At 66.8% G+C, this 22,828-nt stretch carries 16 protein-coding genes and 3 pseudogenes; 10 read left to right on the forward strand and 9 right to left on the reverse strand.

The features are described 5' to 3' along the window. Nucleotides 1–116: 116 nt before the first annotated feature. Both gshB and J7396_RS08535 read left to right on the forward strand, forming a co-directional pair. Nucleotides 117–1,067 (forward strand): glutathione synthase, encoded by a 951-nt coding sequence (gene gshB / locus J7396_RS08530; RefSeq protein WP_008575184.1) that lies wholly within the window; start codon nucleotides 117–119, stop codon nucleotides 1,065–1,067. Beyond that, nucleotides 1,064–1,939: an energy transducer TonB gene (locus tag J7396_RS08535; protein WP_008575185.1), complete on the forward strand. Its 876-nt coding sequence runs from the start codon at nucleotides 1,064–1,066 to the stop codon at nucleotides 1,937–1,939. The genes gshB and J7396_RS08535 overlap by 4 nt, the downstream gene beginning before the upstream one ends. A gap of 331 nt (nucleotides 1,940–2,270) precedes the next feature. Here J7396_RS08535 and J7396_RS08540 read toward each other — a convergent pair. Next, nucleotides 2,271–2,552, reverse strand: a pseudogene (locus J7396_RS08540) (ADP-ribosylglycohydrolase family protein); the annotation flags it as partial. A gap of 54 nt (nucleotides 2,553–2,606) precedes the next feature. Here J7396_RS08540 and J7396_RS08545 point away from each other — a divergent pair. Both J7396_RS08545 and J7396_RS08550 read left to right on the forward strand, forming a co-directional pair. Then, a complete protein-coding gene (locus tag J7396_RS08545; RefSeq protein ID WP_126952620.1) occupies nucleotides 2,607–2,966 on the forward strand; it encodes a hypothetical protein in 360 nt (119 codons plus the stop codon). 339 nt (nucleotides 2,967–3,305) lie between these two features. Next, nucleotides 3,306–4,931: a hypothetical protein gene (locus J7396_RS08550; RefSeq protein ID WP_057680665.1), complete on the forward strand. Its 1,626-nt coding sequence runs from the start codon at nucleotides 3,306–3,308 to the stop codon at nucleotides 4,929–4,931. Between the two features lie 767 nt (nucleotides 4,932–5,698). Here J7396_RS08550 and J7396_RS08555 read toward each other — a convergent pair. The 6 genes and pseudogenes from J7396_RS08555 to mrcB form a co-directional block, all read right to left on the reverse strand. Further along, nucleotides 5,699–5,983, reverse strand: a pseudogene (locus J7396_RS08555) (ADP-ribosylglycohydrolase family protein); the annotation flags it as partial. A 270-nt stretch (nucleotides 5,984–6,253) separates the two neighbouring features. Beyond that, nucleotides 6,254–6,610 (reverse strand): annotated as a pseudogene (locus J7396_RS08560) (ADP-ribosylglycohydrolase family protein); the annotation flags it as partial. After that, a complete protein-coding gene (gene tsaB, locus J7396_RS08565) occupies nucleotides 6,607–7,326 on the reverse strand; it encodes a tRNA (adenosine(37)-N6)-threonylcarbamoyltransferase complex dimerization subunit type 1 TsaB (RefSeq protein WP_008575199.1) in 720 nt (239 codons plus the stop codon). The pseudogene J7396_RS08560 and the gene tsaB, both read right to left, overlap by 4 nt. Before the next feature lie 164 nt (nucleotides 7,327–7,490). Beyond that, complete coding sequence (locus J7396_RS08570; RefSeq protein WP_209261299.1) at nucleotides 7,491–9,479, reverse strand: ATP-dependent DNA helicase; 1,989 nt, start codon at nucleotides 9,477–9,479, stop codon at nucleotides 7,491–7,493. Nucleotides 9,480–9,749: 270 nt separating this feature from the next. After that, nucleotides 9,750–10,274, reverse strand: a complete 525-nt coding sequence (locus J7396_RS08575) for a hypothetical protein (protein ID WP_008575203.1) — start codon at nucleotides 10,272–10,274, stop codon at nucleotides 9,750–9,752. Nucleotides 10,275–10,287: 13 nt separating this feature from the next. After that, complete coding sequence (gene mrcB, locus J7396_RS08580) at nucleotides 10,288–12,732, reverse strand: penicillin-binding protein 1B (RefSeq protein ID WP_209261300.1); 2,445 nt, start codon at nucleotides 12,730–12,732, stop codon at nucleotides 10,288–10,290. Between the two features lie 237 nt (nucleotides 12,733–12,969). Here mrcB and J7396_RS08585 point away from each other — a divergent pair, with 237 nt between their 5' ends. After that, complete coding sequence (locus J7396_RS08585; RefSeq protein ID WP_209261301.1) at nucleotides 12,970–15,072, forward strand: glycosyltransferase; 2,103 nt, start codon at nucleotides 12,970–12,972, stop codon at nucleotides 15,070–15,072. A gap of 355 nt (nucleotides 15,073–15,427) precedes the next feature. Here J7396_RS08585 and J7396_RS08590 read toward each other — a convergent pair whose 3' ends face one another. Continuing rightward, nucleotides 15,428–16,870 (reverse strand): hypothetical protein, encoded by a 1,443-nt coding sequence (locus J7396_RS08590; RefSeq protein WP_057680659.1) that lies wholly within the window; start codon nucleotides 16,868–16,870, stop codon nucleotides 15,428–15,430. Nucleotides 16,871–17,130: 260 nt separating this feature from the next. Further along, nucleotides 17,131–19,317 (reverse strand): bifunctional (p)ppGpp synthetase/guanosine-3',5'-bis(diphosphate) 3'-pyrophosphohydrolase, encoded by a 2,187-nt coding sequence (locus tag J7396_RS08595; protein WP_008575218.1) that lies wholly within the window; start codon nucleotides 19,315–19,317, stop codon nucleotides 17,131–17,133. Nucleotides 19,318–19,608: 291 nt separating this feature from the next. Here J7396_RS08595 and pqqA point away from each other — a divergent pair, with 291 nt between their 5' ends. From pqqA to pqqE, 5 genes are all read left to right on the forward strand, one after another. Next, nucleotides 19,609–19,689 carry a pyrroloquinoline quinone precursor peptide PqqA gene (pqqA, locus tag J7396_RS08600; RefSeq protein ID WP_002812057.1) on the forward strand — a complete coding sequence of 27 codons (81 nt, stop codon included), beginning with the start codon at nucleotides 19,609–19,611 and terminating at the stop codon, nucleotides 19,687–19,689. An 82-nt stretch (nucleotides 19,690–19,771) separates the two neighbouring features. Continuing rightward, the gene (pqqB, locus tag J7396_RS08605; protein ID WP_014090787.1) at nucleotides 19,772–20,671 is read left to right on the forward strand and encodes a pyrroloquinoline quinone biosynthesis protein PqqB; all 900 of its coding nucleotides are present in this window, start codon (nucleotides 19,772–19,774) and stop codon (nucleotides 20,669–20,671) included. Beyond that, nucleotides 20,668–21,420, forward strand: a complete 753-nt coding sequence (gene pqqC / locus J7396_RS08610) for a pyrroloquinoline-quinone synthase PqqC (protein ID WP_014090788.1) — start codon at nucleotides 20,668–20,670, stop codon at nucleotides 21,418–21,420. The genes pqqB and pqqC overlap by 4 nt, the downstream gene beginning before the upstream one ends. Next, nucleotides 21,417–21,695, forward strand: a complete 279-nt coding sequence (gene pqqD, locus J7396_RS08615) for a pyrroloquinoline quinone biosynthesis peptide chaperone PqqD (RefSeq protein WP_136732838.1) — start codon at nucleotides 21,417–21,419, stop codon at nucleotides 21,693–21,695. Before pqqC ends, pqqD begins: the two co-directional genes overlap by 4 nt. Further along, the gene (gene pqqE / locus J7396_RS08620) at nucleotides 21,692–22,810 is read left to right on the forward strand and encodes a pyrroloquinoline quinone biosynthesis protein PqqE (RefSeq protein ID WP_014090789.1); all 1,119 of its coding nucleotides are present in this window, start codon (nucleotides 21,692–21,694) and stop codon (nucleotides 22,808–22,810) included. Before pqqD ends, pqqE begins: the two co-directional genes overlap by 4 nt. Nucleotides 22,811–22,828: the final 18 nt, after the last annotated feature.

Below are 22,828 nucleotides of genomic sequence, written 5' to 3' on the forward strand. Positions count from 1 at the left end.
TTCCGACCACGTCTGGGTGCGTCCCGGCCGGCAAGTCGCGCACTACGACCCACCGGGCGCGCCATCGCCCATCGCTTGAAGTTACCATCGGCAGCTTGTTCGAAAGGTTTAGCCCCATGTCGCTCGACGTCGTTGTGGTGATGGATCCCATCGCCTCCATCAAGATCGCCAAAGACACTACGTTTGCCATGTTGCTGGAAGCCCAGCGCCGTGGCCACCGACTGCACTACGTGCGCCCCGGCGGGCTCAGCCTGCGCGAAGGGCGCGCGGTGGCGCAGGTGGCGCCGCTGAGCGTGCGCGAGGACAAGACCGGCTGGTTCACGCTGGGCGAGTTCGCCGAACGGGCGTTCGGGCCCGGCCAGGTGGTGCTGATGCGCAAGGACCCGCCGGTGGATGCGGAGTTCGTCTACGACACCCAGGTGCTGAGCGTGGCGCAGCGCGCCGGCGCGCAGATCGTCAACGACCCGCAGGGCCTGCGCGACTACAACGAGAAGCTGGCCGCACTGCTGTTTCCGCAATGCTGCCCGCCGACCCTCGTCAGCCGCGATGCCGCCGCGCTCAAGGCCTTCGTCCTGGAGCATGGCCAGGCGGTACTCAAGCCGCTGGACGGCATGGGCGGACGCTCGATCTTCCGTAGCGGCAGCGGCGACCCCAACCTCAACGTGATCCTGGAAACGCTGACCGACGGCAACCGCAAGCTGACCCTGGCGCAGCGCTTCATCCCCGACATCACGGCCGGCGACAAGCGCATCCTGCTGGTGGACGGCGAGCCGGTCGATTACTGCCTGGCGCGGATTCCGCAGGGCGACGAATTCCGCGGCAACCTGGCCGCCGGCGGACGCGGCGAAGGCCGGCCATTGTCCGAACGCGACCGCTGGATCGCCGCGCAGGTGGGTCCGGAAATGCGCCGGCGCGGCATGCGCTTCGTCGGCCTGGACGTGATCGGCGATTACCTGACCGAGGTCAACGTCACCAGCCCCACCTGCGTGCGCGAGCTGGATGCGCAGTTCGGCCTGAACATCGCCGGACTGCTGTTCGACGCGATCGAGGCCGGCACCGCGCAATGAGCACGGCCGCGGCCCTGCCGGCACCGATGGACGACGGTCGCCGGCTGATGATGACGCTGGTGATCTCGCTGCTGCTGCATGGCGTGCTGATCCTGGGGGTGGGCTTTGCGGTCAGCGAGGACGCACCGTTGGTGCCGACGCTGGATGTGATCTTCAGCCAGACCAGCACGCCGTTGACGCCCAAGCAGGCCGACTTCCTGGCCCAGGCCAACCAGCAGGGCGGCGGCGATCACGCCACCGCGCAACGCCCCCGGGACAGCCAGCCGGGCGTGGTGCCGCAGGACCGCACCGGGCTGGCGCCACAGGCGCAACGCGCCACCAGCGTGAACGCACCCGAGCCCACCCAGACCCGCGTGGTGACCAGCCGTCGTGGCGAGCAGGCCGTGCCGACGCCGCAGCCGAATCCACAGACCGACCCGCTCACCCCGGCCGAGGCGCAGCGCATCCAGCGCGATGCCGAAATGGCCCGGCTCGCCGCCGAAGTGCATCTGCGCTCGGAGCAGTACGCCAAGCGCCCGAACCGCAAGTTCGTTTCCGCCAGTACCCGCGAATACGCATACGCCAACTATCTGCGTGCCTGGGTGGACCGCGCCGAGCGCGTGGGCAACCTGAACTACCCGGACGACGCGCGCCGCCGCCGGCTGGGCGGCAAGGTGGTCATCAGCGTGGGCGTGCGCCGCGACGGCAGCGTGGAAAGCAGCCGCGTGCTGGTCTCCAGCGGGGTTCCGTTGCTGGACGATGCCGCGTTGCGCGTGGTGCAGCTGGCGCAGCCGTTTCCGCCACTGCCCAGGACCAAGGACGACGTGGACATCCTGCAGGTCACGCGCACCTGGCTGTTCCTGCCCGGCGGCGAGCTGCACGACGATCGCTGAGCCCCCTAGGCGTGTACTGCCCCATGCACTGCGCCACAGCCGAGCGGCGCAGGCCTGAAAGAAGACAGACGCGCAGGATCAGCGGCGCTGCGGCGCGCGCGCCTCGTGCCGTGATGAGCGTGGACGCCAGGCGGGCACTCCTGCGCAGCCTGGTCACCCTCTTGTACGCCTGCGCGACAGCAACCCGCCATAGCGGCGCGCACATACAGCAAGCCGGCAATGACGACCTGCGATCGGCTGGCGCACAAACCTGGACCGCGCGACGACATGGCCGATTGCGCCATCTGCTGCGTGCAGCAGACGGCGCGGCAGGTCCGCGGTGGCCAGTGTCTCAGGCCACCTGCGCCGCAGCGTGCAACCGGTCGGCCAACGCCATGATCTCGGATGCATCCTGCACGCGTTCGCGCCAGGCGGCGGGAATGCCCTGGACACCGTAGAACGCGCCAGCAAGCTGGCCGCAGATCGCCGCGGTGGTGTCGGCATCGTCGCCCAGGTTGGCCGCGCGCAACACCGCATCGGCGAATGTTTCGGTGGTGGCGAAGCACCACAGTGCGGCCGACAGCGCGTCGACCACGTAGCCGGTGCCGCGAATCTGCACTGCCGGCACCGCTGCGGGGAGGTGTTGCCCCATCTAGCCGATTTGTCGGTTGTCCTGCCCGATCCGCAGATGCGCTACGCGACCCATGTGCGGTTACAGAATGCCTGCGGCGAATTATCGCAGGATGACATCTCCAAAAAGAATGAAATCGCGGTCGCGGTGCTGCTGCGTTTGGCCAGCGCATTGCCGCAACAGCCAGCAGACAAACGCGTGTTGGCTGCTACATCATTGCTCTTTCAAGCGTCGCGCCTTGACCTGGAAAGGGACAGGTCGGTGATCGTTGCTATCCGTGAACAAGCCGAAGCGGTGACACCACAAGTCGTCGAATTCAGAGCGCATTGCGACCGATTACTCGGAGAGGTGGATTCCAAACTTGCGGAAAAGCGTGCGGCAGGTCAGAGTTTTTGGAGTCGCTGGCGTTTCTGGTAGATGTCGATGCGAGCAGCCGTACGCGAGGTTGCGGTGACGTATTGCCGAACCGGGCGACTAGGATCGCGGTGAGCAGCATCTGCGTACAGGCAAATCGCCGATTGGGCTGATTCCATCGCTTCCAGAGCATCAGCGTCCCGCAGAACCCAACGGCTGGGTCGATCCCGTCGTAGGGCGTCCTGTAGATGTCGGCTTACGCAGCCTGGGTACGCATGCCGTCGTGTTCGCGTGGGCGAACGCGCCTTCTGACTGTACCTGCAGACAGGCCTCGCTTTGGCGAACGCTAAGCGAAACATCCAGCCCGCTGCCGCCCCGCGGCGCACCTTCAGGAGACCCGAGATGCCGATTACCAGTACAGGCCTATCGCACGCTGTGGCGTCCACCAGCCACACGGAGGAGGGGCAGCCTTCCCAGGCGCAGGCCAGCACCCAATTGCCGAATCCGCACTTCGTAGAAAACAAGCGGTCCCCGGTCTTTGACAGACTCTCCGCACTGCCGCCCACGCTTCGCCAGAACATCGTGGGTCGATTGGACCATAGAAGCAAGGCGCGGCTCGGATCAACCTCGCGGCGGATGGCCGCTGAGATCGGTGAACGTACGCACACCCTGCAGGCACCAGCCGCACGCCGCAACCCAATCGCCGATTCGAGTGACGTCGATAGTGTATTTCCTATACACAACATCGCCCGAGTGATGGCACCGCTCTGTGCTGATGCGCGTCAAACGGGTGATAGGAAATTGAGGCTCAAGCGCATGGAAAACCTTGGCTCAGCCTCGCCTGAGAAAGCGGCGATGGCACGGGAGAAATTGCAAGGGTTCCTGGCGGCAAATCCCGACTACAACCCAATCGCCGATTTCGGTGAAGTCAGAAGTCTTGAGCGCTTGCATGCCGCCATGCAACTGGTGGAGCACCTGCCGTCTGTGGGCGATGAGGGGTGCAGTGCGCGCGCGCGCGCATATTTCGATCTGGCTTACTGCATCTGGAACCTGCCGGAATCCGAGCGTGGCGAAGCGTTCACGACGTTGTTCGCGCATCGCGACAAACTTCCCGGGCAAGCAGGGCGGGCTGTGCTGGAGCCCTTCATATTTCAATTGAGCCGCTTGCCCGGAGGGCAGCCCGGAGCGCCTCTGACAGCGTCCGAGCGCGGTCGGGCGTTCACGACCTTGTTGGCGCACATCAACGCACTTCCCGCGCAGTCTGGGTTGCGTGCATTGGAGTACTTGGCCGAGTCACTCGTTAATTTGCCCGAATGCGAGGCGGCGTTACGTGCGGTATTGCAAAGTCCCCTGGCTGCCCACGACCAAGTGGCGCCGGAGGTGATGGAGCAGGCCGAGAAGACGGGACTGGGGGCGCTATCTCCTCACGCGCGCTTGCTGGTGCTGGCACTGACTCGCCTGCCACTACCGGAGTGCATGAATGTGATCGTTGAAGTGGCTGCACAGCAACCAGGGCCGCGCGCGCGCGCGGTGGCGATTCTCTATCACCAGGCCATTTTGAAGGAGGGTGAGAATTTGAGGGACAGTTACAAGGCAGTTGCTAAAAAGCTTGCGTCGTCGATGAACGGACGAGATGTGTTGCCGCATCTTGCCGAGTTGTCGATTAACCTGCCTTTTGCGCAGATGCGCCTTGATGCTCATCAGTCCTTGGTGAATGCCTGCTCCAAGTTTTATTGCGATGGAATGTCCAAGCAAGAACGTATGGCATCGCATGAAATCACCGCCTCGGTCCTGATGCGTTTGACCGACGGACTGTCGCAATTACCTATTGAAAAGCGCTTTGAGGCGGCTTGGCAATTGTCAGAACAGGCAAAATCTCTCGATCCGGCAAGGCACCGGTCGGTGCTCCTCGCAATCCGTGAGAGAGCTGACACCATCTTGCCACGATCGGTCGAATTCAGGAATTGGTGCGATGAAATACTTGAAAAGCTGATTTCCAAACGTGCGCCAGGTTTGCGGTTCTGGTAGGCGAGGGTGTAAGCAGTCCCATGCTGCACTCGGACACGCCACTGGGCGGCATCGCATTGGCCTGCTGATGTCCGGCCTGTGCATGCATACAGGCACTATGATTCAGAGGTGAGGCGTCGATGTGCCTGAGGGTCGCGTAGGCCTCAGGCACGCGCATCGTAATGACGTTCGCTGCTGTCGCCACGCTCAGGAGATTCAAGATGCCTATTAACAGAGCCGGTTTGCCGCACGCTGCCGCATCTACCAGCCGCAGCGACGAGACGCCGACGACGTCCCGGACGCCGCCACGCGGACCATTGCCCGATGCGCAGCCGTCGCAAAACAATCCAGCCGCGGTCTTCGACGGACTCTCTGCAATGCCGCCCGAACTGCGCCAACAAGTCGTGAGTCGACTGTCAACAAGAAGCATGGCGCGACTTGGTGCAACGTCACGGCAGATGGCCGCTGACGTCCGCGAAGGAATGCAGACATTCCTCACCGAGCACCCGCACTACGACCCAGTTGCCGATGTCGGTTACGTTGATAGCGCCGCGCGTCTGCGCGTTGCCTTGCGCATGATCAGGAATCTCCCATATCGGGACGGTGAGGGTCGCGGCCCGCGCCTGCGTGCCTACGCAATGTACGTGGAACGCCTGCGAACGCTAGCGCAGTCCGAACGCATGGAGGCTGCCGTGATCTTGGCCGAACATGTCGGCCACCTCCCTGATCCGGTAGCGCTGCCTGTGCTGGAGAACTTGGCATGTGATATGAGATTCGTGCCAGAGGCGCACCGCGAAATGGTCGCGCGCGGCCAGGACATGCACCGCCGGGGAGACCATTCCGTCGCAAGACGTGCGCAGCACCTGCTCGCGCGTTGCGCCCAGCAAGGCGGCCCGCACCTGGGCCGCGAACAACCGGCAGGCGTCCAGGGCCTCGGCGGCGGCATGGGTGGTGCGCGAGCTGTCGGCGGCACGATCGCCCAGCTCGTCGGGGCGATGCGCGTAGTACATCGCCACCGGCGCCAACCGCATCAGGGATCCATTGCCGGCCGCGCGCGGATCGGCGCTGCCGCTAGAGCACGTCATCCACTTTGAGATGAGGTGCGTTGGTCGTCAGCGGTGCGGAGCGGGTGTTGCGTGGCGCCGGCTTGGCTGGCCGCCAAGGCAAGCCGCGCGGCGCCCGCTCCGTGCCGCTGACGGCCAACCCTCCGGGAAGTGGCCTGTGGCGCGCCGATACTGCGTTGCGCGCTTTGCCCAGGCAGCCAGCCTGGGCCGCAGCGCACGCCTTGTTTCAACGCGCCACAGGCCGCTTCGCACTCATCTCAAAGTGGATGACACGCTCTAGGCGGGGCCGCCATCGAGATAGCGCTCCAGCGCCTGGCGGACGGTGTTGCCGATATCGAAACAGTGGCCGGTGCTGCTGAGGTAGCCGTGCTGATACCAGTTGCAATAGCGATTCATCTGGTCGGCGGGGTCGAAGCCTTGCCGATGCAGCAGGCTGTGCGCCAGGCACAGCGCCATCGAGGTGTCGTCGGTCCACTGCCCTGCACGCAGGGCGAACGGACCACCGCCGTGCATGTCGTCGATCAGCGTGAAGCTGCCGGGCGCCTGGAATTCCAGCGTGGTGCCCAGCGCATCGCCGACCGCCAGACCGAGCAGACAGCCGCGAAACCGCGCGCGTTCGAGATCGCCGTGTGTCATGGCGCGGCGGTGGCCGCCTTCGCTGCGCGGGCGGCCTGCTGCTCGACCAGGGTGAGTGCAACGTTGTCGCGCAGGTACGCCGGTTCCACGCGCTCTGGCGCCAGCCCTTCGCCCCGCTGCAGCGCGGGCACCGCAAGCGTGAGCAGATCGGCGGCATGCGGCAAGGCGCTGGCATCGACGCTGCTCAGCTGCGCGGCTAGGCGCTGCTGCAGCAGTCCGTCGGCGGCCGCAAATCCGGTTCCCACCCCAGCCACGCGCTGCACCGTCTCGGGCATGACCACCGCATCGGGCGTGCACACGCGCTCCGGGGCAAGTTCCAGCAACCCATTCTCGTTACGCGCGAATACCCCGGCGTAGACCTCGCCCATGCGTGCATCGATGCAGGCCAGCACCTGGCTCGCCTCGGCAGGCGCACGCAAGGCCAGCACCTGCAGCGTGGAAACGGCCAGCACCGGCAGATCCAGCGCCAGCGCGATGCCCTGCGCAATGCCGATCGCCAGACGCACGCCGGTGAACGCGCCGGGGCCGCGGCCGACCGCAATCGCATCGAGCTGGCGACGGGTGATGCCTGCCTCGGCCAGCAATTGTTCGGCCCACGGTAGCGCCAGTTCGGCGTGGCGGCGCGGCGCCAGTTCGAAGCGCTCGATCACGCGCCCGTCGACCTGCAAGGCGACGGAACAGGCTTCGGTGGATGTCTCGAAGGCGAGGACGTTCATTGGGGGAGCCGGGACCGGGGACCCGGGACTGGGGACCCGGGAGGGCGCAAAGTTTAACTGATCGATCCGAGTGGCCGGCACGGACCTGGGATGACAACCGCTGCACACCCGCCAACCAACCGGCAACGACGCCCACCCGGGTGCCGGAAGCGGTTCGCACGCCTTTACCCGGGTGCCCGGTCCCGGCCCCCCGGTTCCGGCGCGAAAAACGCCTGCACATCGGCAATGGCATGCGTGCGCGCAAACGGCGGCAGCGATTTCATGAAGGTGCGGCCGTAGCTCTTGTTCACCAGCCGTGGGTCGCACAGCACCAGCACGCCGCGGTCGGTTTCGCTGCGAATCAGCCGGCCCACGCCCTGCTTGAGCGCGATCACCGCCTGCGGCAACTGCTCGTCGCGGAATGGGTTGCCACCCTCGCGACGGATCGCATCCAGGCGCGCTTCGAACACCGGGTCGTCGGGTGCGGCGAATGGCAGCTTGTCGATTACGACCACGCTCAAGGCATCGCCCACCACGTCCACGCCCTCGCGGAAACTGGCCGAGCCCAGCAGCACGCCATTGCCGGAATCGCGGAAGCGCTGCAGCAAGGTCGCGCGCGGCGCCTCGCCCTGCACGAACAACGGCCACGGCGCGCCGCGCAAGGCTTCGGCGGCTTCACGCAGCGCGCGGTGCGAGGCAAACAGCAAGAACGCACGGCCGTTGGAGGCTTCCAGCACCGGCGTCAGCGCGCCGATCAAGGCAGTGCCGAACCCGCGTGAGGCCGGATCGGGCAGGTTCGGCGGCAGGTAGCACAAGGCCTGGCGCGCCCAATCGAAGGGGCTGGGTTGCAGCAATGTCACCGGATCGCTCAAGCCCAGCCGCTGCGCGATGTGGTCGAACTCGCCGCCCACCGCCAGCGTGGCCGAGGTGAATACCCAGGCCGCCTGCGATTTTTCGCGGTGTTCGCGCAGCGGGCCGGATACATCCAGCGGCGTGCGCTGGCAACGGAAGCCGCGCGGGCTGAGTTCGTACCAGAGCACATCGTTGTCGACCACCTCTTCCGGCGGATCCTGCGCGAAATCGGCCACCGGCAGGTCTTCGCCGAGCCAGCGCGACAGGCGGTTCAACGCTTCTTGCGCACGTGCCGTGCAGCTGTCGAAACCCGGTGAGGCCTCACGCAACGGCAGCAGGGATTCACCCAACCGTGCCAGCGACGACAGCACGGCGTCGAACCCTTCGCGCACCTGCGGCTTGGCCAGCGCACGCCATTGCGTGCCGCGCGGCGGCAGCCCTTCCATGCCGGCACGCAGGCTGCGCAAGGCTTCGTCCAGCGCCAGGATCGGTGCCTGCAGGCTGGCCTGCGCGCCGGCCACCAGGCGCGCTTCGACCATGCAGTCGCGCGCCAGCTCCTGCCATGGCCGCATGCCGAAACTTTCGCCGAAGAAATTGGCCGCCAGTTCCGGCAACTGATGTGCCTCGTCGATGACGAAGGCCTGCGCACCGGGCAGGATTTCGCCGAAACCTTCCTGTTTGAGCGCCAGATCGGCCAGCAGCAGGTGGTGATTGACCACCACCAGATCGGCCGCCTGGGCACGCTGGCGCGCCTGCACCACGAAGCATTCGCTGTAGAACGGGCAGTCGGTGCCCAGGCAGTTGTCGACGGTGGAGGTCACCATCGGCAGCAGCGGCGAGTCGTCGGGCAAGGCTTCCAGCTCGGCCATGTCGCCGAACTGGGTGCGCCCGCTCCAGGCCACGATGCGCTGGAACTGCGAGACCTGTTCGGGCGTGGCAAAGCGCGGTTCGCCACGCGCCTGCTGGGTGCGGTACTTGCACAGGTAGTTGGCGCGCCCCTTCAACAACGCACTGCGCAGCCCCACGCCCAGCGCTGCGCGCACGCGCGGCAGGTCGCGATGGAACAGCTGATCCTGCAGCGCGCGCGTGCCGGTGGAGACGATGGTCTTGAGCCCGGACAGCAGGGCCGGCACCAGGTAGGCGTAAGTCTTGCCGGTGCCGGTGCCGGCCTCTGCCAGCAGCACATCGCGTTGTTCGAACGCTTCGGCGATGGCTCCAGTCAGCCGCAACTGCGCAGCGCGTGGCGCGAACGCGTCAAGCTGGCGCGCAAGCGCTCCGCCCTCGCTGAGCGCTTCGATGCTGGCAGTGGCAAGTTGGGACATGGGAGCGAACGAAAAGCGGGCAGGAAGCACGACAGCCTAGCGCGTGCGCGATGACGCTGCCTGGGTTGGGCTTGTGCGCACATCCCTACGGCTGCGCCAGCAACCGTCGGGCGCCCTGCCTGTGCTTGCTGAAACCGCACCACGCAGCCAGGAGTACCTCGTCAGCTTGGCCGCGACGTGCTCGGGCATCCAAAGCGCGCGACGACACGGCCACACCAGGCATCCACCGCGCCCGCCTTGCGGCGTGCGCAGTCGCTCCGATCGCCGGCCTCAGTACCGCTTCACGCCTGGCACGGTGCAACCGGCAATCTGCGCCTTGGCAGAGGCCGCGTTTTCCTTTTCGCCACGCGCCAGACGCGACTGCTCGATGGTCGCCCAATGCCGACGGCACAACGGCCCGGTCCTGGACCCCAGGTCGATCGCCTGCTTGGCGAAGCGTTCGGCCGCCGGCCAGTCGGCCTGCAGCACGGACACTTCGGCACGTTCCTGCAGAATCGCCGGGTCGCCCGACACCAGGCCCAGCGCCTGATCCAGGGCCGCAGCGGCGCCGGCCAGATCGCCGGCCTGGCGTTTGCTCTTGGCGGTGTCGCGCAAGTCATCCACCTGCGGGTCGCGCAGCGGCTGCACCGACAGTTCGGTGTCGTCTGCGCCGGCCTCACGTTCGATCAGCAACAGCCGCTGGGTCGGAGTGGTCGGGTCCACCGGGGTCGGCGGCGGCGCGGGCGGTGCGCTGATGCAGGCAGTGAGTGCGGCCAGGACGCCGATCAGGGCGAGCAAACGGTGCAGTCGGTTCATGGGGTCATTCCAATCAACGCGTGGGTGGAGCCGCGGCGGGGGCGGCGGCAGGGTCTTCGGGCTTCTTTTCCAGGCCGAAGAAGCGGCGCCAGCCGCCGCCGCTGGATTGTTCGGCAGGAGCGGCCGCTTCGCTGGGCGCAGCTTCGATCGACGGCGCATTGCCCGCGCACGGCGCGTAGGGCGGCGTGAAGCCGACCACGAACGGGAACTGGCGCGCGCCCGGGCAGCCCGGGTCGGTCACGCCGGTGCCGCTGGCGTCCACCCACTGCCAATCCAGGCCTTTCCCACTGACTTTCAATGGCGCACTCGGCAGGCGGGCAAAGATGCTCGACCACACCCGCATCGCGCCGGTGGCGCCATACAGGCCGGTCTCTGCGTTCTGGTCGTTGCCCATCCAGATCACCGCCAGATGGTCGCCGGTGTAGCCGGCATACCAGCTGTCGCGACCGTCGTTGGAGGTGCCGGTCTTGCCGGCCGACGACAGGCGCCCCAGGCCATCGCTCAGCAACTGCCGCGCGGTGCCGCCGCTGACCACCTGCTGCAGGCCGATGCTGATGAGGTTGGCGGCCACCGAGTCGCCTTCCTGGGCCGGGGCCGGGGTCTTGTCGTAGCGCTTGAGCAGCTTGCCTTGCGGGTCGAGCACACCGCGCACCGCATGCAGTGGCTGGATCTCGCCGCCGGCTGCCAGGAATTGGTACAGCTGCGCCATGCCATACGGGCTCTGGTCGGTGGTACCCAGGATCAGCGCCGGATTGGGCTCGGCCTTGATACCGGCCAAGACCTGGATCAGCTGCGCGATGCGGTCCGCGCCGACCTGCATGCCCACCCGCACCGTGGCCTGGTTGTAGGAATGCGCCAGCGCATCGACCAGGCGCACCGTGCCGTGGCTGCGATTGTCGGAATTGCCCGGCGACCAGGTCTTGCCGCGGCTGAGCTGCACGGTCACCGGCGAGTCGTCGACCCAACTGGACAGCGCCCAGCGGTCCGGCGAGGCCAAGGCCAGCATGTAGACGAACGGCTTGAGCAACGAGCCCACCTGCCGCTGCGCTTCCAACGCACGATTGAAACCCGGCTTGGCCACATCGCGGCTGCCGACCACGGCCAGCACATCGCCGTTGTGCACGTCGGTGAGCACCAATCCCGCCTGCAGCGGCGGTCGCTTCTTGTTGTCCAGCCGCTTGATGGTGCCGGTCACTGCACCTTCGGCATATGCCTGCGCAGACGGCGACATGCCGGTGAGTACGCTCATGCCGGCGCCCTGCAGCACGCCTTCCGGATAGTCGTGCGCCAGCTGGCGTCGCACCAGGTCCACGTACGCCGGGAAGCGGTTGGCGGCGACCAGGCCGGGCTCGGTCGGCACGCCCAACGGCGCAGCCAGTGCGCGCTTGTATTCGGCGTCGTTGATCAGGTTGTTTTCGTGCAGCTTGCCGAGCACGAAATTGCGCCGGTCCAGCGCGCGTTCCGGGTTACGCCGCGGGTCGTAGTACGAGGGCCCCTTGACCAGCCCGATCAACAATGCGATCTGCTCGGTGGTCATCGAATTGAGGTCGCGGCCGAACCACAGCTCTGCGCCCGAGGACACGCCGTGGATCGCCTGGCCGCCGCGCTGGCCCAGATAGACCTGGTTGAGATAGGCCTCCAGGATGGTGCGCTTGTCGTAGCGCGCCTCCATGATCACCGCATACAGGATCTCGTTGAACTTGCGCGTGAGCGTCTGTTCCTTGCCGATGCCGAGCAGGCCGCTGCGGGCCAGCTGCTGGGTCAGGGTGCTGGCGCCCTGGCGGACCTGCCCGCCGGAGCGGGCCATGATCCAGGCCGCGCGCACCATGCCGCTCAGGTCGATGCCGTGGTGGCTGTTGAAGTCGCGGTCTTCCACTGCCTGCAGGCCGGTGACCAGCAGCTCGGGCACTTCTTCCATGCGCACCAGGCGGCGCTCTTCCTGCTTCTGGCCGTACAGGGTGGCGATGCGCGCCGGGTCCAGGCGTGCGCTTTTGAGCGCCTTGCGGTCGCCGGCGTCGCGCAGGCTGGCCACGCGCCCACCGGCCAGGCTGACTTCGATACGGCGCGCCGGCACGCGTCCATCCACATCGATGTAGCCGCGGCTGGCGATGGTGAAGCGGCTGCCGTCCTGCTGATAGGTGCCGGCCAGCTTCGCCTGACCGTCGTCGCGGTACGATGCCGCGTCCAGTTCGGTCTTCAGGGTGGCCGCATCCAGTGCGTTGCCCGGCACGAGCACCAGCGGTCGGCCGTATACGCGGGTCGGGATCTGCCAACGCAGTTCGCCAAAGCGCTGGGTGACCTGCTTGTTCAGATACATCGTATAGGGAATCAGGAAACCGAGCGCCAGCGCGAACGCGGCAAATCCCCAGACGATGAGTCTGCGTTGCCAGCGGGAGCCTTGCGCGTTGGTGTCGTCCTCGAAATCGTCGGGAGCGTCGTTGTCGTGGCGTCGGGGCACAGGAATGCGAGAATTTAGAGTCCGGCGAGTCTAGCAGCGCTGTCATGGCTGTGACCTGCCGGCCCCGTCGGCCGTTAAGAGCGGCTAACAAAACGCCCGACGCCGCTTCGCCAAGCGCGACGTGTTCTCGGCAGCAGCAGGCATGGTTCGTACACTGCGCGGGCAGATGCAACGATTGCCTCGACCCGCGCGCTGCTCGCACCGTTCACTGCCATACCACGCTGGAGTTCCAACGCAATGTCGATGTCTTTGGCCGATGCGCGCTATCTGTTCAATCGCGTCCTCGGCCTGATCCACCGCAGCGTGGCCAGCATGCGCACGCGCGGCTGGCGCGCCACCTGGCAGCGCATTCGCGTACACACACAGGCGCCTCCGGTCGCCCTGGGCACGCCGCTGTGGCTGCCGCAGGCCGCCCCATTTGCGGCGTTCGCACTGCCGCACAGCGCGACCCCGCGGGTGACGGTGGTGATTCCGGTCTACAACCACATTGCGCACACCCTGGCCTGCCTGCGCGCGCTGGCGGCGCATCCGCCGCTGCTGAGTGTGGACATCATCGTCGTGGACGACGGCAGCAGCGACGCCACCGCTGAACAGTTGCCGCAGATCGCCGGCCTGCACTACCACGTGCGTGCGAGCAACGGCGGTTTCATCGCGGCCTGCAACGACGGCATCGCGCTGGCGCGCGGCGAGTTCGTGGTGCTGCTCAACAACGACACCATTCCGCAACCTGGCTGGCTGGACCAGTTGATCGACACCTTTGCCCGGTATCCGGCCGCCGGTCTGGTCGGCGCGCAACTGGTGTATCCGGACGGGCGCCTGCAGGAATCCGGCGGCGTGGTCTTCGCCGATGGCAGCGCCTGGAGCTACGGCCGCTTCGAATCGTCCGAGGACCCGCGCTATGCATATGTCCGCGCGATGGACTACTGCTCGGGCGCGGCCATCGCGCTGCCGCGCGCGCTGTTGCAGACACTGGGCGGGCTGGACCGGCGCTACATGCCGGCGTATTACGAAGACACCGATCTGGCGTTTGCCGTCCGCGCGGCCGGATATCAGGTGCTGGTGCAGCCGGCCAGCGTGGTGGTGCATGACGAGGGCACCAGCAACGGCACCGATACGCGTACCGGGGTGAAGGCCTACCAGGTGCGCAATCAGGGCGTCTTCGCCGAAAAATGGCAGCAGTCGCTGAAAACGCAGTTGCCGGTCGGCACCGTGCCCGGGCCTGCGCTGCTGCACCGCCACCAGCGACAGGTGTTGATCCTGGACGAGTGCGTGCCGCAGCCGGACCGCGACTCAGGCTCGCTGCGGCAGTTCAACCTGATCCGCCTGCTGCGCGAGGAAGGCGCGCATGTCGTCTTCGTGCCGACACGCCGCGAACACGCCGGGCGCCACACCCAGGCATTGCAGCAACTCGGTGTCGAAGTCTGGTACGCGCCGTTTCTCGAAGGCATCGGCAGCTGGCTGCGCAGCCATGGTGCGCGGTTTGCGGTGGTGCTGCTGGTACGCCACCACGTGGCGCATGCCTGCCTGCCATTGCTCAGGCAATACGCGCCTCAGGCGCGCACCTTGTTCGACACCGTCGACCTGCATTACCTGCGCGAACGCCGCGGTGCCGAGCTGGCCCGCGATGCCAATCTGCTGCGCAGCGCAGAACGCACCCGCCTGCGCGAGCTGGAGATCATGGCGGCCACCGATGTCACCGTGCTGGTGTCGGCCGCAGAACAGGCGCAACTGCGCGCAGATGCGCCGCACATCCGCACCGCGCTGCTGTCCAACCTGCATGAAGTCGCCGGCAGCGGCCATCGCTTTGCGCAACGCCGCGACCTGGTCTTCGTCGGCGGCTTTCGTCATCCGCCGAATGTGGATGCGGTGCAATGGTTCATCAGCGCCATCTTTCCGCAGGTCCGTGCGCAGCTGCCCGAGGTGCTCTTCCACTGCATCGGTGCCGACCTGCCTGACGCCCTGAAATTGCTGGCCGATGAGTGCCCCGGCGTGCAGTTGCATGGTCATGTCCCGGATCTGGTTCCGTTCATGGACAGTGCGCGTATCGCAGTGGCACCGCTGCGTTTTGGCGCGGGCGTGAAAGGCAAGATCAATCTGAGCATGGCGCACGGCCAGCCGGTGGTCGGCACCACCTGCGCGGTGGAAGGCATGCACTTGCGCGACGGCGAGGATGTGTGCGTCGCCGACGATGCGGACGCCTTCGCCGCTGCAATCGTGCGGCTGTATCAGGACGCAGCACTGTGGCAACGCCTGGCCGACAACGGCTTGCGCAACGTGGCCGAACATTTTTCGCTGGACGCAGCACGGGCGACGGTGCGCGAGTTGTTCATTGCGGGGTGAGCAGGTGGCTAGGGATTGGCGTCTGAATCGTTTGCATCACCAAACGCCGCAGTACACGCAATGATGGGCGATTGATCCGCTCGCGCCGCATCACGCTGCTGCGCTCGCACCCTCATCTGCCCCTCGCGGCATCTTCTCCCGGTGGAGAAGGGAGTGTGCATCGCAGCTTGATCGCGTACCGGTTGAAAGGCTGCACAGCTTGGTTCACCTGCGTCTGCAGCACGCATTGCATCTGATGCAAATAGGGGGGCTTGGAGCGTGGGACTGTGCCTGTACCTGATGCAACACGGGCCTGAGACCTTGGGACGACACACGCTCGGCGGGCTTCCACGTTACCCACATCACCAGCAACTGCTCACCGCTGTTCGGCCACCGCCTTGACCCGTCGCGTGAATTCGGCAAGTTCCGGCAAACCCGGATCCAGCTGATGCGCCTCGTCCTGCGCACGGCGGGCGAAGGCTGCGTCCTCCTGGCCCAGCCGTTCGCTCCCGACCGCCACCCAGCGCTGTGCAAGGCGGCGTCGCGCACCGGCCAATGCATCGGCATTGGGCGTCAGCGCCTGCCAGGCATCCAGGCACCCGCGCGCGGCGCGCAGGCGGTTGTTGCGCAGTTCGTCCTCGAAACAACGTTGGCTGGCCGGTACCACGCGCGCCGCGGCCTGCAGCACACGCGGATCGCGTGGCGCCAGCGCCTGCGCGGCACGCACGGCGTCATAGGCGCTGGCGCCAGGCGGTGTCATCCAGCGTTGCTGCGCTTCGGCATCGGCAACGCGCTGCAGCAATGCCCGCAGGCGGCGCTCGCGCGTGCCCCGCGACAGGCTCGCGTCCGGGCCGCGCTGGGCGTCGCGCGCGCGCGCAATCGCTTGCTCGGCCTGCACGATCGATGCGGCGCCGGGCACCAGGAGCTGCGCCTGACGCAGGGATTGCAGCGCATCGTCGAAGTGGAAATCCGCCGCCTGCCGGCTGGCCTGTGCGGCGTACTCGTCCGCGACCTGATCGCGGCCGCGCTGGGCGATTGCATCGTCCGGTTCGGCGGCCAGCACCGCGTTGAAATCGCGCGCAGCCGGGGCCAGGCGGCCACGTCGCAGCAAGGCCTGCGCGCGCTGACGTCGCTGTTCCAGCAGGCGGTGGTACTGGCCTTCGGTCAGCGGCATGTCGACATGCCCGGGGTCGTAACGTTTGGCCGCGGCCAGCAACGCCGACGCCTCGCCGAGCGCATCGCGCGCCAGTGCGTGGCGTGCCTGCGCCAACAGATCGGTCAGGGCGTCCTCGCGGCCTTCCAGTGCGTCGGTGCGGTCGGGCGCCAGGGTCAGGATGCGTTGATAGAGCGGCAACGCACTCTCCGGCGTGCCGTCCAGGCGACCCTGCTGCTGCGCGAGCGCGGCCTGCGCCAGCAAGGCATCCAGCCCGACCCGACGCGCCTGCAGCGCGCGCAGCCGCGCCGCAACCGGGGCGATCTGCGCCTGCGGCGTCTCCAGGGCGGTGGCCAGCGCCAGCGCGCGCTGCGCTCCTGCGGCATCGCCTGCTGCAACCGCTGCACGTGCCTGCACTACCGCAGCAGCGCCGGTCCGCGCCAGCCCGGTACGGGCTTCCCCACGGTCGCTGTCCAGTGCAAGCGCGGCGGCGAACAGTTCGCGCGCACCACTGCCATTGGCAGCGCTGAGCTGGCCGCGCGCCAGGGCCGCATCGCCCCGCTGCAACAATTGCTGGATGCGCGTGTCCGGCCACAGCCAATCGGCCAGCGGCTTGCGCAGCACGACCACGGTGAGCAGCAGGCAGCCGCACAGCGCCAACACCATGCGCCAGAGCGCACGGCTGCGCAGTGGCGCCCAGAGGCGGGGCGATCTGGCCCAGCGCGGGAGCGGAGACATACGGTGGCGTCCATCCTTGGCGCGACCTGACGGGGACGCGTTCACCGCATTATGGTAGCGGTGGAGGCTGCGAAGGCGGTGTGGGCTCTTCGGGAATCGGGAATCGGGAATCGTCAGGCAGGCACAGCTCACCTCTTTCATGTGCTGTCTGTTTTCAACCGGGCGCTCTTGCCAGGTGCGTGGCGTCCTCAGCCCAGCCGCCGCACCTCGCTCACGCCGGGCAGCGCATCCAGCTTGCCGAGCAGGCCGGACAGCTGGTCGTAATCGCTGACCTTCAAGCGCAGCCGTAGCTGCGCCCTGCCGGTATCGCGCACGTTGTCGCTGTTGATTTCCAGCACGTGCGCGTCTTCCTGGGCGATCAGGTTGGTGATGTCCTTGAGCAGCCAGCGGCGGTCCACCGCGCGCACCTGCACATCCACTTCATAGCCGCTGCCGGCCTTGCCCCACTCCACCGGCAACACGCGCTGCGGGTGGGCGGCGGCCAGGCGCGCCAGTGCCGCACAGTCGGTGCGGTGCACGGTGATGCCGCGACCGCGGGTGAGATAGCCGGCAATCGGTTCGCCGGCCACCGGCTGGCAGCAACGCGCCAACTGCACCAGCAAATTGCCCACTCCCTCGACGGTGAATTTGGATTTCCCCAATCCATCGCGCCGCGCGGTCGGCCGCGGGGGCGCCGGTATCGCCGGCTGGGACGCGGCACGTTCGGCTTCCAGCAACGCACGGCTGACCTGGTTCGGGCCGGTATCGCCCAGGGCGACCTGGATATACAGCTCGTCGACGTTTTCGGCGTGGAATTTGCGCGCGGCCACGCTCAGATCCGCATGCTGCAGGCCCAGGCGCTTGAGCTCGCGATCGAGCAAGTCCTTGCCCGCCTGCACATTGCGCGCGCGGTCCAGCTTGTGGAACCAGGCGCGTACCTTGTCGCGCGAGCGCCCGCTGGCCAGAAAGCCGTTGGAGGCCAGCAGCCAATCGCGGCGCGGGTCCGCTTCCTTGGCGGTCATGATTTCCACGCGGTCGCCGCTGCGCAGCCGGTAGGTCAGCGGCACGATGCGGTCGTTGACGCGTGCGCCACGGCAGCGATGCCCGACCATGGTGTGCACGTGATACGCAAAATCCAGCGGCGTGGCACCTTGCGGCAGATCGATCACCTCGCCCTTGGGGGTGAGCGCATACACGCGGTCTTCGATCAGCTCGGCATCCAGCGCGCCGGCTAGTTCGCCATGCTCGCCCTCCTGCACCTGCTCCAGCAGCTGGCGCATCCACAAAATCTTGCGATCGAACGCCTTTTCGCCGCCCTTGCCGCCTTCCTTGTATTTCCAGTGCGCAGCCACGCCGAGTTCGGCCTGGGCGTGCATTTCGAAGGTACGGATCTGGATTTCGATCGTGCGCCCTTCCGGGCCGACCACCGCGGTATGCAACGAGCGGTAGTCGTTGGCCTTGGGCCGGGCGATGTAATCGTCGAACTCGCTCGGCACCGGCGCCCACAACGAATGCACCGCCCCCAGCGCGGCATAGCACGCCGCCACGTCCTCGACCATGACCCGCACCGCGCGGATGTCGTACAGCTGATCGAACGACAGCCGCTTCTTCTGCATCTTTCGCCAGATGCTGTAGATGTGCTTCGGCCGTCCGCTCACCTCTGCGCGCAGGCCCTGCTGGGCAAGCGCTGCCGACAGGGTGCGCTTGACCGCTTCCAGGTAGCGCTCGCGCGCCACGCGGGTTTCGTCCACTTCGCGGGCGATGCGGCGATAGGTCTCCGGCTCCAGATGCCGGAATGCCAGGTCCTCCAACTCCCACTTCACCTGCCAGATGCCCAGCCGGTTGGCCAGCGGCGCGTGGATGTCGCGCGTGAGCTGGGCCAGCGCGCGGCGCTCATCTTCGCTCAGACGATCGGCCACGCGCATGCGCGCCAGCTGCCGTGCCAGCAGGATCGGCACCACGCGCAGGTCGTGGATGATGGAAAGCAGCAGACGCCGCAACCCTTCGCTGTTGCGCCCGGCCTCGCGTCCGGCATGCAGCGCCCAGACCTGATCGGCTGCATCCAGGCCGTCCAACAGGCCTTCCACCGCCACCCGCCGCTCCGCCGGTTGCCACGGCAGGCCCGCGATCGCGCCGCGCAAGGCAGGCAAGTCGAACAGCAACGCCGCAATCAGGGTGGCTTCGTCGGCGGCCAGCAGCGCCAATGCATCCAGGGTGTCGCCGAGCAATGCCCACGGCACGCGATCGGTCTGCGTAGGCGGCAGGTCCTGCCAGGCCTGCGCCAGCGCGTCGCGCACTGCCGGCGCGATCGAGGCCACGGCAGGCCGCTGCAGCAGCGCCTGCAGACGATCAAATGAGGAACTGGTCACAGCGGTGGACACGGCGGCGGGCAACAACGGGAGGCTGACGACTACGGTAACGTGCGCGTCACCTTCTCCACAACGCGTTTTACCGCGGCGCTCGCCGTGCGGGAGGACGCGCGTGCTTAGGCCAGGTTCACCCCGCAACGTCTTGATTCGTAACCGCCGGGCGCGAAAAGCGGCACGGCGCTGCGCACGGGAATCGGAACCTACGCACCTTTTTACGTGCCCTTTACAACTGCGCCAGACCGCCTGCCTATGCTCGGGGCACGTCGTGCGTTGCATCCTGCAGCCAGCGACGTTTTTCCCAACTGCTGAGGTAGCCGTATGAAGACCTGGAAGAAGCCTGTCGTTCGTGAAGTCAATTGTGGCGCCGAAATCAACTGCTACGTCTCCGGCGAGTTTTGATCCTGCACGTTTCATGCTTACCTTGCCGCCTTTCCTCTTGATGCATGACCGGCAGTTGCCGGCAGATTAGGTCCAGTTCTCCATGCGTATCATCGTCTTGGGATCGGCGGCCGGCGGTGGGCACCCGCAGTGGAATTGCCACACCCCCGCGAGCCTGCGGGCGTGGCAGCAAACAGACGGTGCCCAGCGTCGTACCCAGGCCAGCATCGCAGTCAGCGCCGATGGCGAGCGCTGGGTGCTGATCAATGCCTCGCCAGATTTCCGCCAACAAATTCTTGCGACACCGGCCTTGTGGCCGCAGCACGGGCTGCGACATTCGCCGATCGAGGCGGTGCTGCTGACCAGCGGCGAGATCGACCACATCGCCGGCCTGCTCTCGATGCGCGAAAGCCAGCGGTTCTCGTTGCATGCCAGCAGCCGCGTGTTGGGCCTGCTCGCGCAGAACCCCATTTTCGACGCCGTCAATCCGCAGTACGTGAGCCGGCAGCCGTTCGCGCTGGACACTCCGCTGGTGCTGTGCGGATTACAGCTCACGCCCTTCTCGGTGCCCGGCAAGGTGCCCTTGTTCATGGAGTCGCGCAGCGGCGGCGACCTGGCGGGGTCCGATGAAGAAACCCTCGGGCTCACCATCGGCGATGGCCGCCACCGCATGCATTACATTCCCGGCTGCGCTGCGATGACCGACGCCTTGCGTGCGCGCCTGCAGGACGCCGAACTGGTGTTCTTCGACGGCACGTTGTGGCGCGATGACGAGATGGTGCAGCTGGGCGTCAGCCAGAAGACCGGCCAACGCATGGGCCACATGAGCATCGATGGCCCCGATGGCACCATTGCCGCGTTCGCGCCGTTGAACGTGGCGCGCAAGATCTTCATCCATCTCAACACCACCAATCCCGTGCTCAACACCCTCTCACCCGAGTTCGCCAGCGCGCGCGCCAGCGGTTGGGAAGTTGCCCACGACGGCCTGGAGATCGCCCTGTGACTGCGCTGCTCAGCCCCGACCAACTGGAAGCAGACCTGCGTGCCATCGGCGCGCGCCTGTATCACGACCAGCATCCGTTTCATGCGCTGTTGCACCACGGCAAGCTCGACCGAGGCCAGGTGCAGGCCTGGGCGTTGAATCGCTTCGAGTACCAGCGCTGCATTCCGCTGAAGGACGCGGCGATTCTGGCGCGCATGGAAGACCCCGCGCTGCGGCGGATCTGGCGGCAACGCATCCTCGACCACGACGGCAATAGCGCCAGCGACGGGGGTATCGCACGCTGGCTGCATCTCACCGACGCGCTGGGCCTGGACCGCACGCTGGTGGAGTCCGGGCGCGCGCTGCTGCCCGGCACGCGCTTTGCGGTGCAGGCGTACCTGCACTTCGTGCGCGAAAAAAGCCTGCTCGAAGCGATCGCCTCGTCGCTGACCGAATTGTTCGCGCCCAACATCATCGGCCAGCGCGTGGCCGGCATGCTCAAGCATTACGACTTCGTGTCGTCCGAAGCGTTGGCCTATTTCGAGCATCGCCTGACCGAGGCGCCACGCGATTCGGATTTCGCGCTGGATTACGTCAAGCAGCATGCTGATACGGTCGAAAAGCAGGCGCTGGTCAAGGCTGCATTGCATTTCAAGTGCTCGGTGCTGTGGGCGCAGCTGGATGCATTGCATGTGGCCTACGTGAGCCCAGGCATCGTCTGGCCGGATGCCTTCGTGCCGGACCGCGACGCCAGCCGGGTCGCGGCATGAGCGGCATTACCCGCCATAGCCAGCCGGCCCTGCGTGCAGGCGTGCGCCTGCAACATGACCGTGCACGCGACCAGTGGGTATTGCTGGCGCCCGAACGCGTGGTCGAGCTGGACGACATCGCCTTGGTGGTCGCGCAGCACTACGACGGCACGCGCTCGCTGGCGCAGATCGCGCAGGAGCTAGCTGCAGAATTCGATGCGGACGCGGCCCAAATCGAAGCGGACGTGATCGAACTCACCGATACCCTGCATCAGAAGCGTTTGCTGCGGCTATGAGCATCGCGCCGCCACCGCTGTCGGTGTTGTTGGAATTGACCCACCGCTGCCCGTTGGCGTGCCCGTATTGCTCCAACCCGATCGCGCTGGCAGCGCTGCGCGAGGAAATGGACACCGCAGGCTGGCGCTCGCTGCTGCAGCAGGCCGCCGACATGGGCGTACTGCAGGCGCATTTTTCCGGCGGCGAACCCATGTTGCGCAAAGACCTGCCCGAACTGGTCGCACATGCGCGCGCACTCGGGCTGTACAGCAACCTGATCACCTCCGGCGTCGCTGGCGGCGAGCCGATGCTGGACCAACTGCAAGCGGCCGGGCTAGAACATGTGCAGTTGAGCGTGCAGGACGTGGATGCGGCCGGCGCCGACCGCATCGCCGGCTACCGCAACAGCTTGTCCAAAAAGCGCGAATTCGCCGCCGCGGTCCGCGCCCGCGGCCTGCCGCTGACGATCAACGCGGTACTGCACCGCCATAACGCCGAACGCGTGCCCGGGATGATCGCGCTGGCGCTGGAATGGCAGGCCGAGCGCATCGAAGTGGCGCACACCCAATACTACGGCTGGGGCCTGCGCAACCGCGCTGCGCTGATGCCCAGCCGCGAGCAACTGCTGGCCACCATCGACGCGGTGGAAACCGCGCGACGCCAGCTCGGCGACCGCCTGGCGATCGATTTCGTCACGCCCGATTACTACGCGCGCCAGCCCAAACCCTGCATGGGCGGCTGGGGCCAGCGCTTCGTCAATATCTCCCCGCGCGGCGACGTGCTGCCCTGCCATGCCGCCGAAACCATCGAGGGCCTGCGCTTTGACAATCTGCGCGAGCGCTCGCTGGCCGATATCTGGAACAACGGCGAGGCATTCGTGCGCTTTCGCGGCACCGCATGGATGCCGGAGGTGTGCCAGGGCTGCCCCAAGCGCGAGATCGATTGGGGTGGCTGCCGCTGCCAGGCGCTAGCGCTCAGCGGCGATGCCGCCACGCTGGACCCGGTCTGCGAACGTTCGCCCATCCATGCGCAGGTGCGCGCAACCGCCGAGCAGGAGTCGGCATCGCCGGCACCGGCCTTCATCTATCGCCGCCCAGAACGCCCCGCAGCAGCCACCGCAGACCCGCTGGAATAGGCAGCGCCGGCATGCGCC

This window comes from Xanthomonas sp. A1809 (assembly GCF_017746015.1).
Classification (GTDB): Bacteria; Pseudomonadota; Gammaproteobacteria; order Xanthomonadales; family Xanthomonadaceae; genus Xanthomonas; species Xanthomonas euvesicatoria.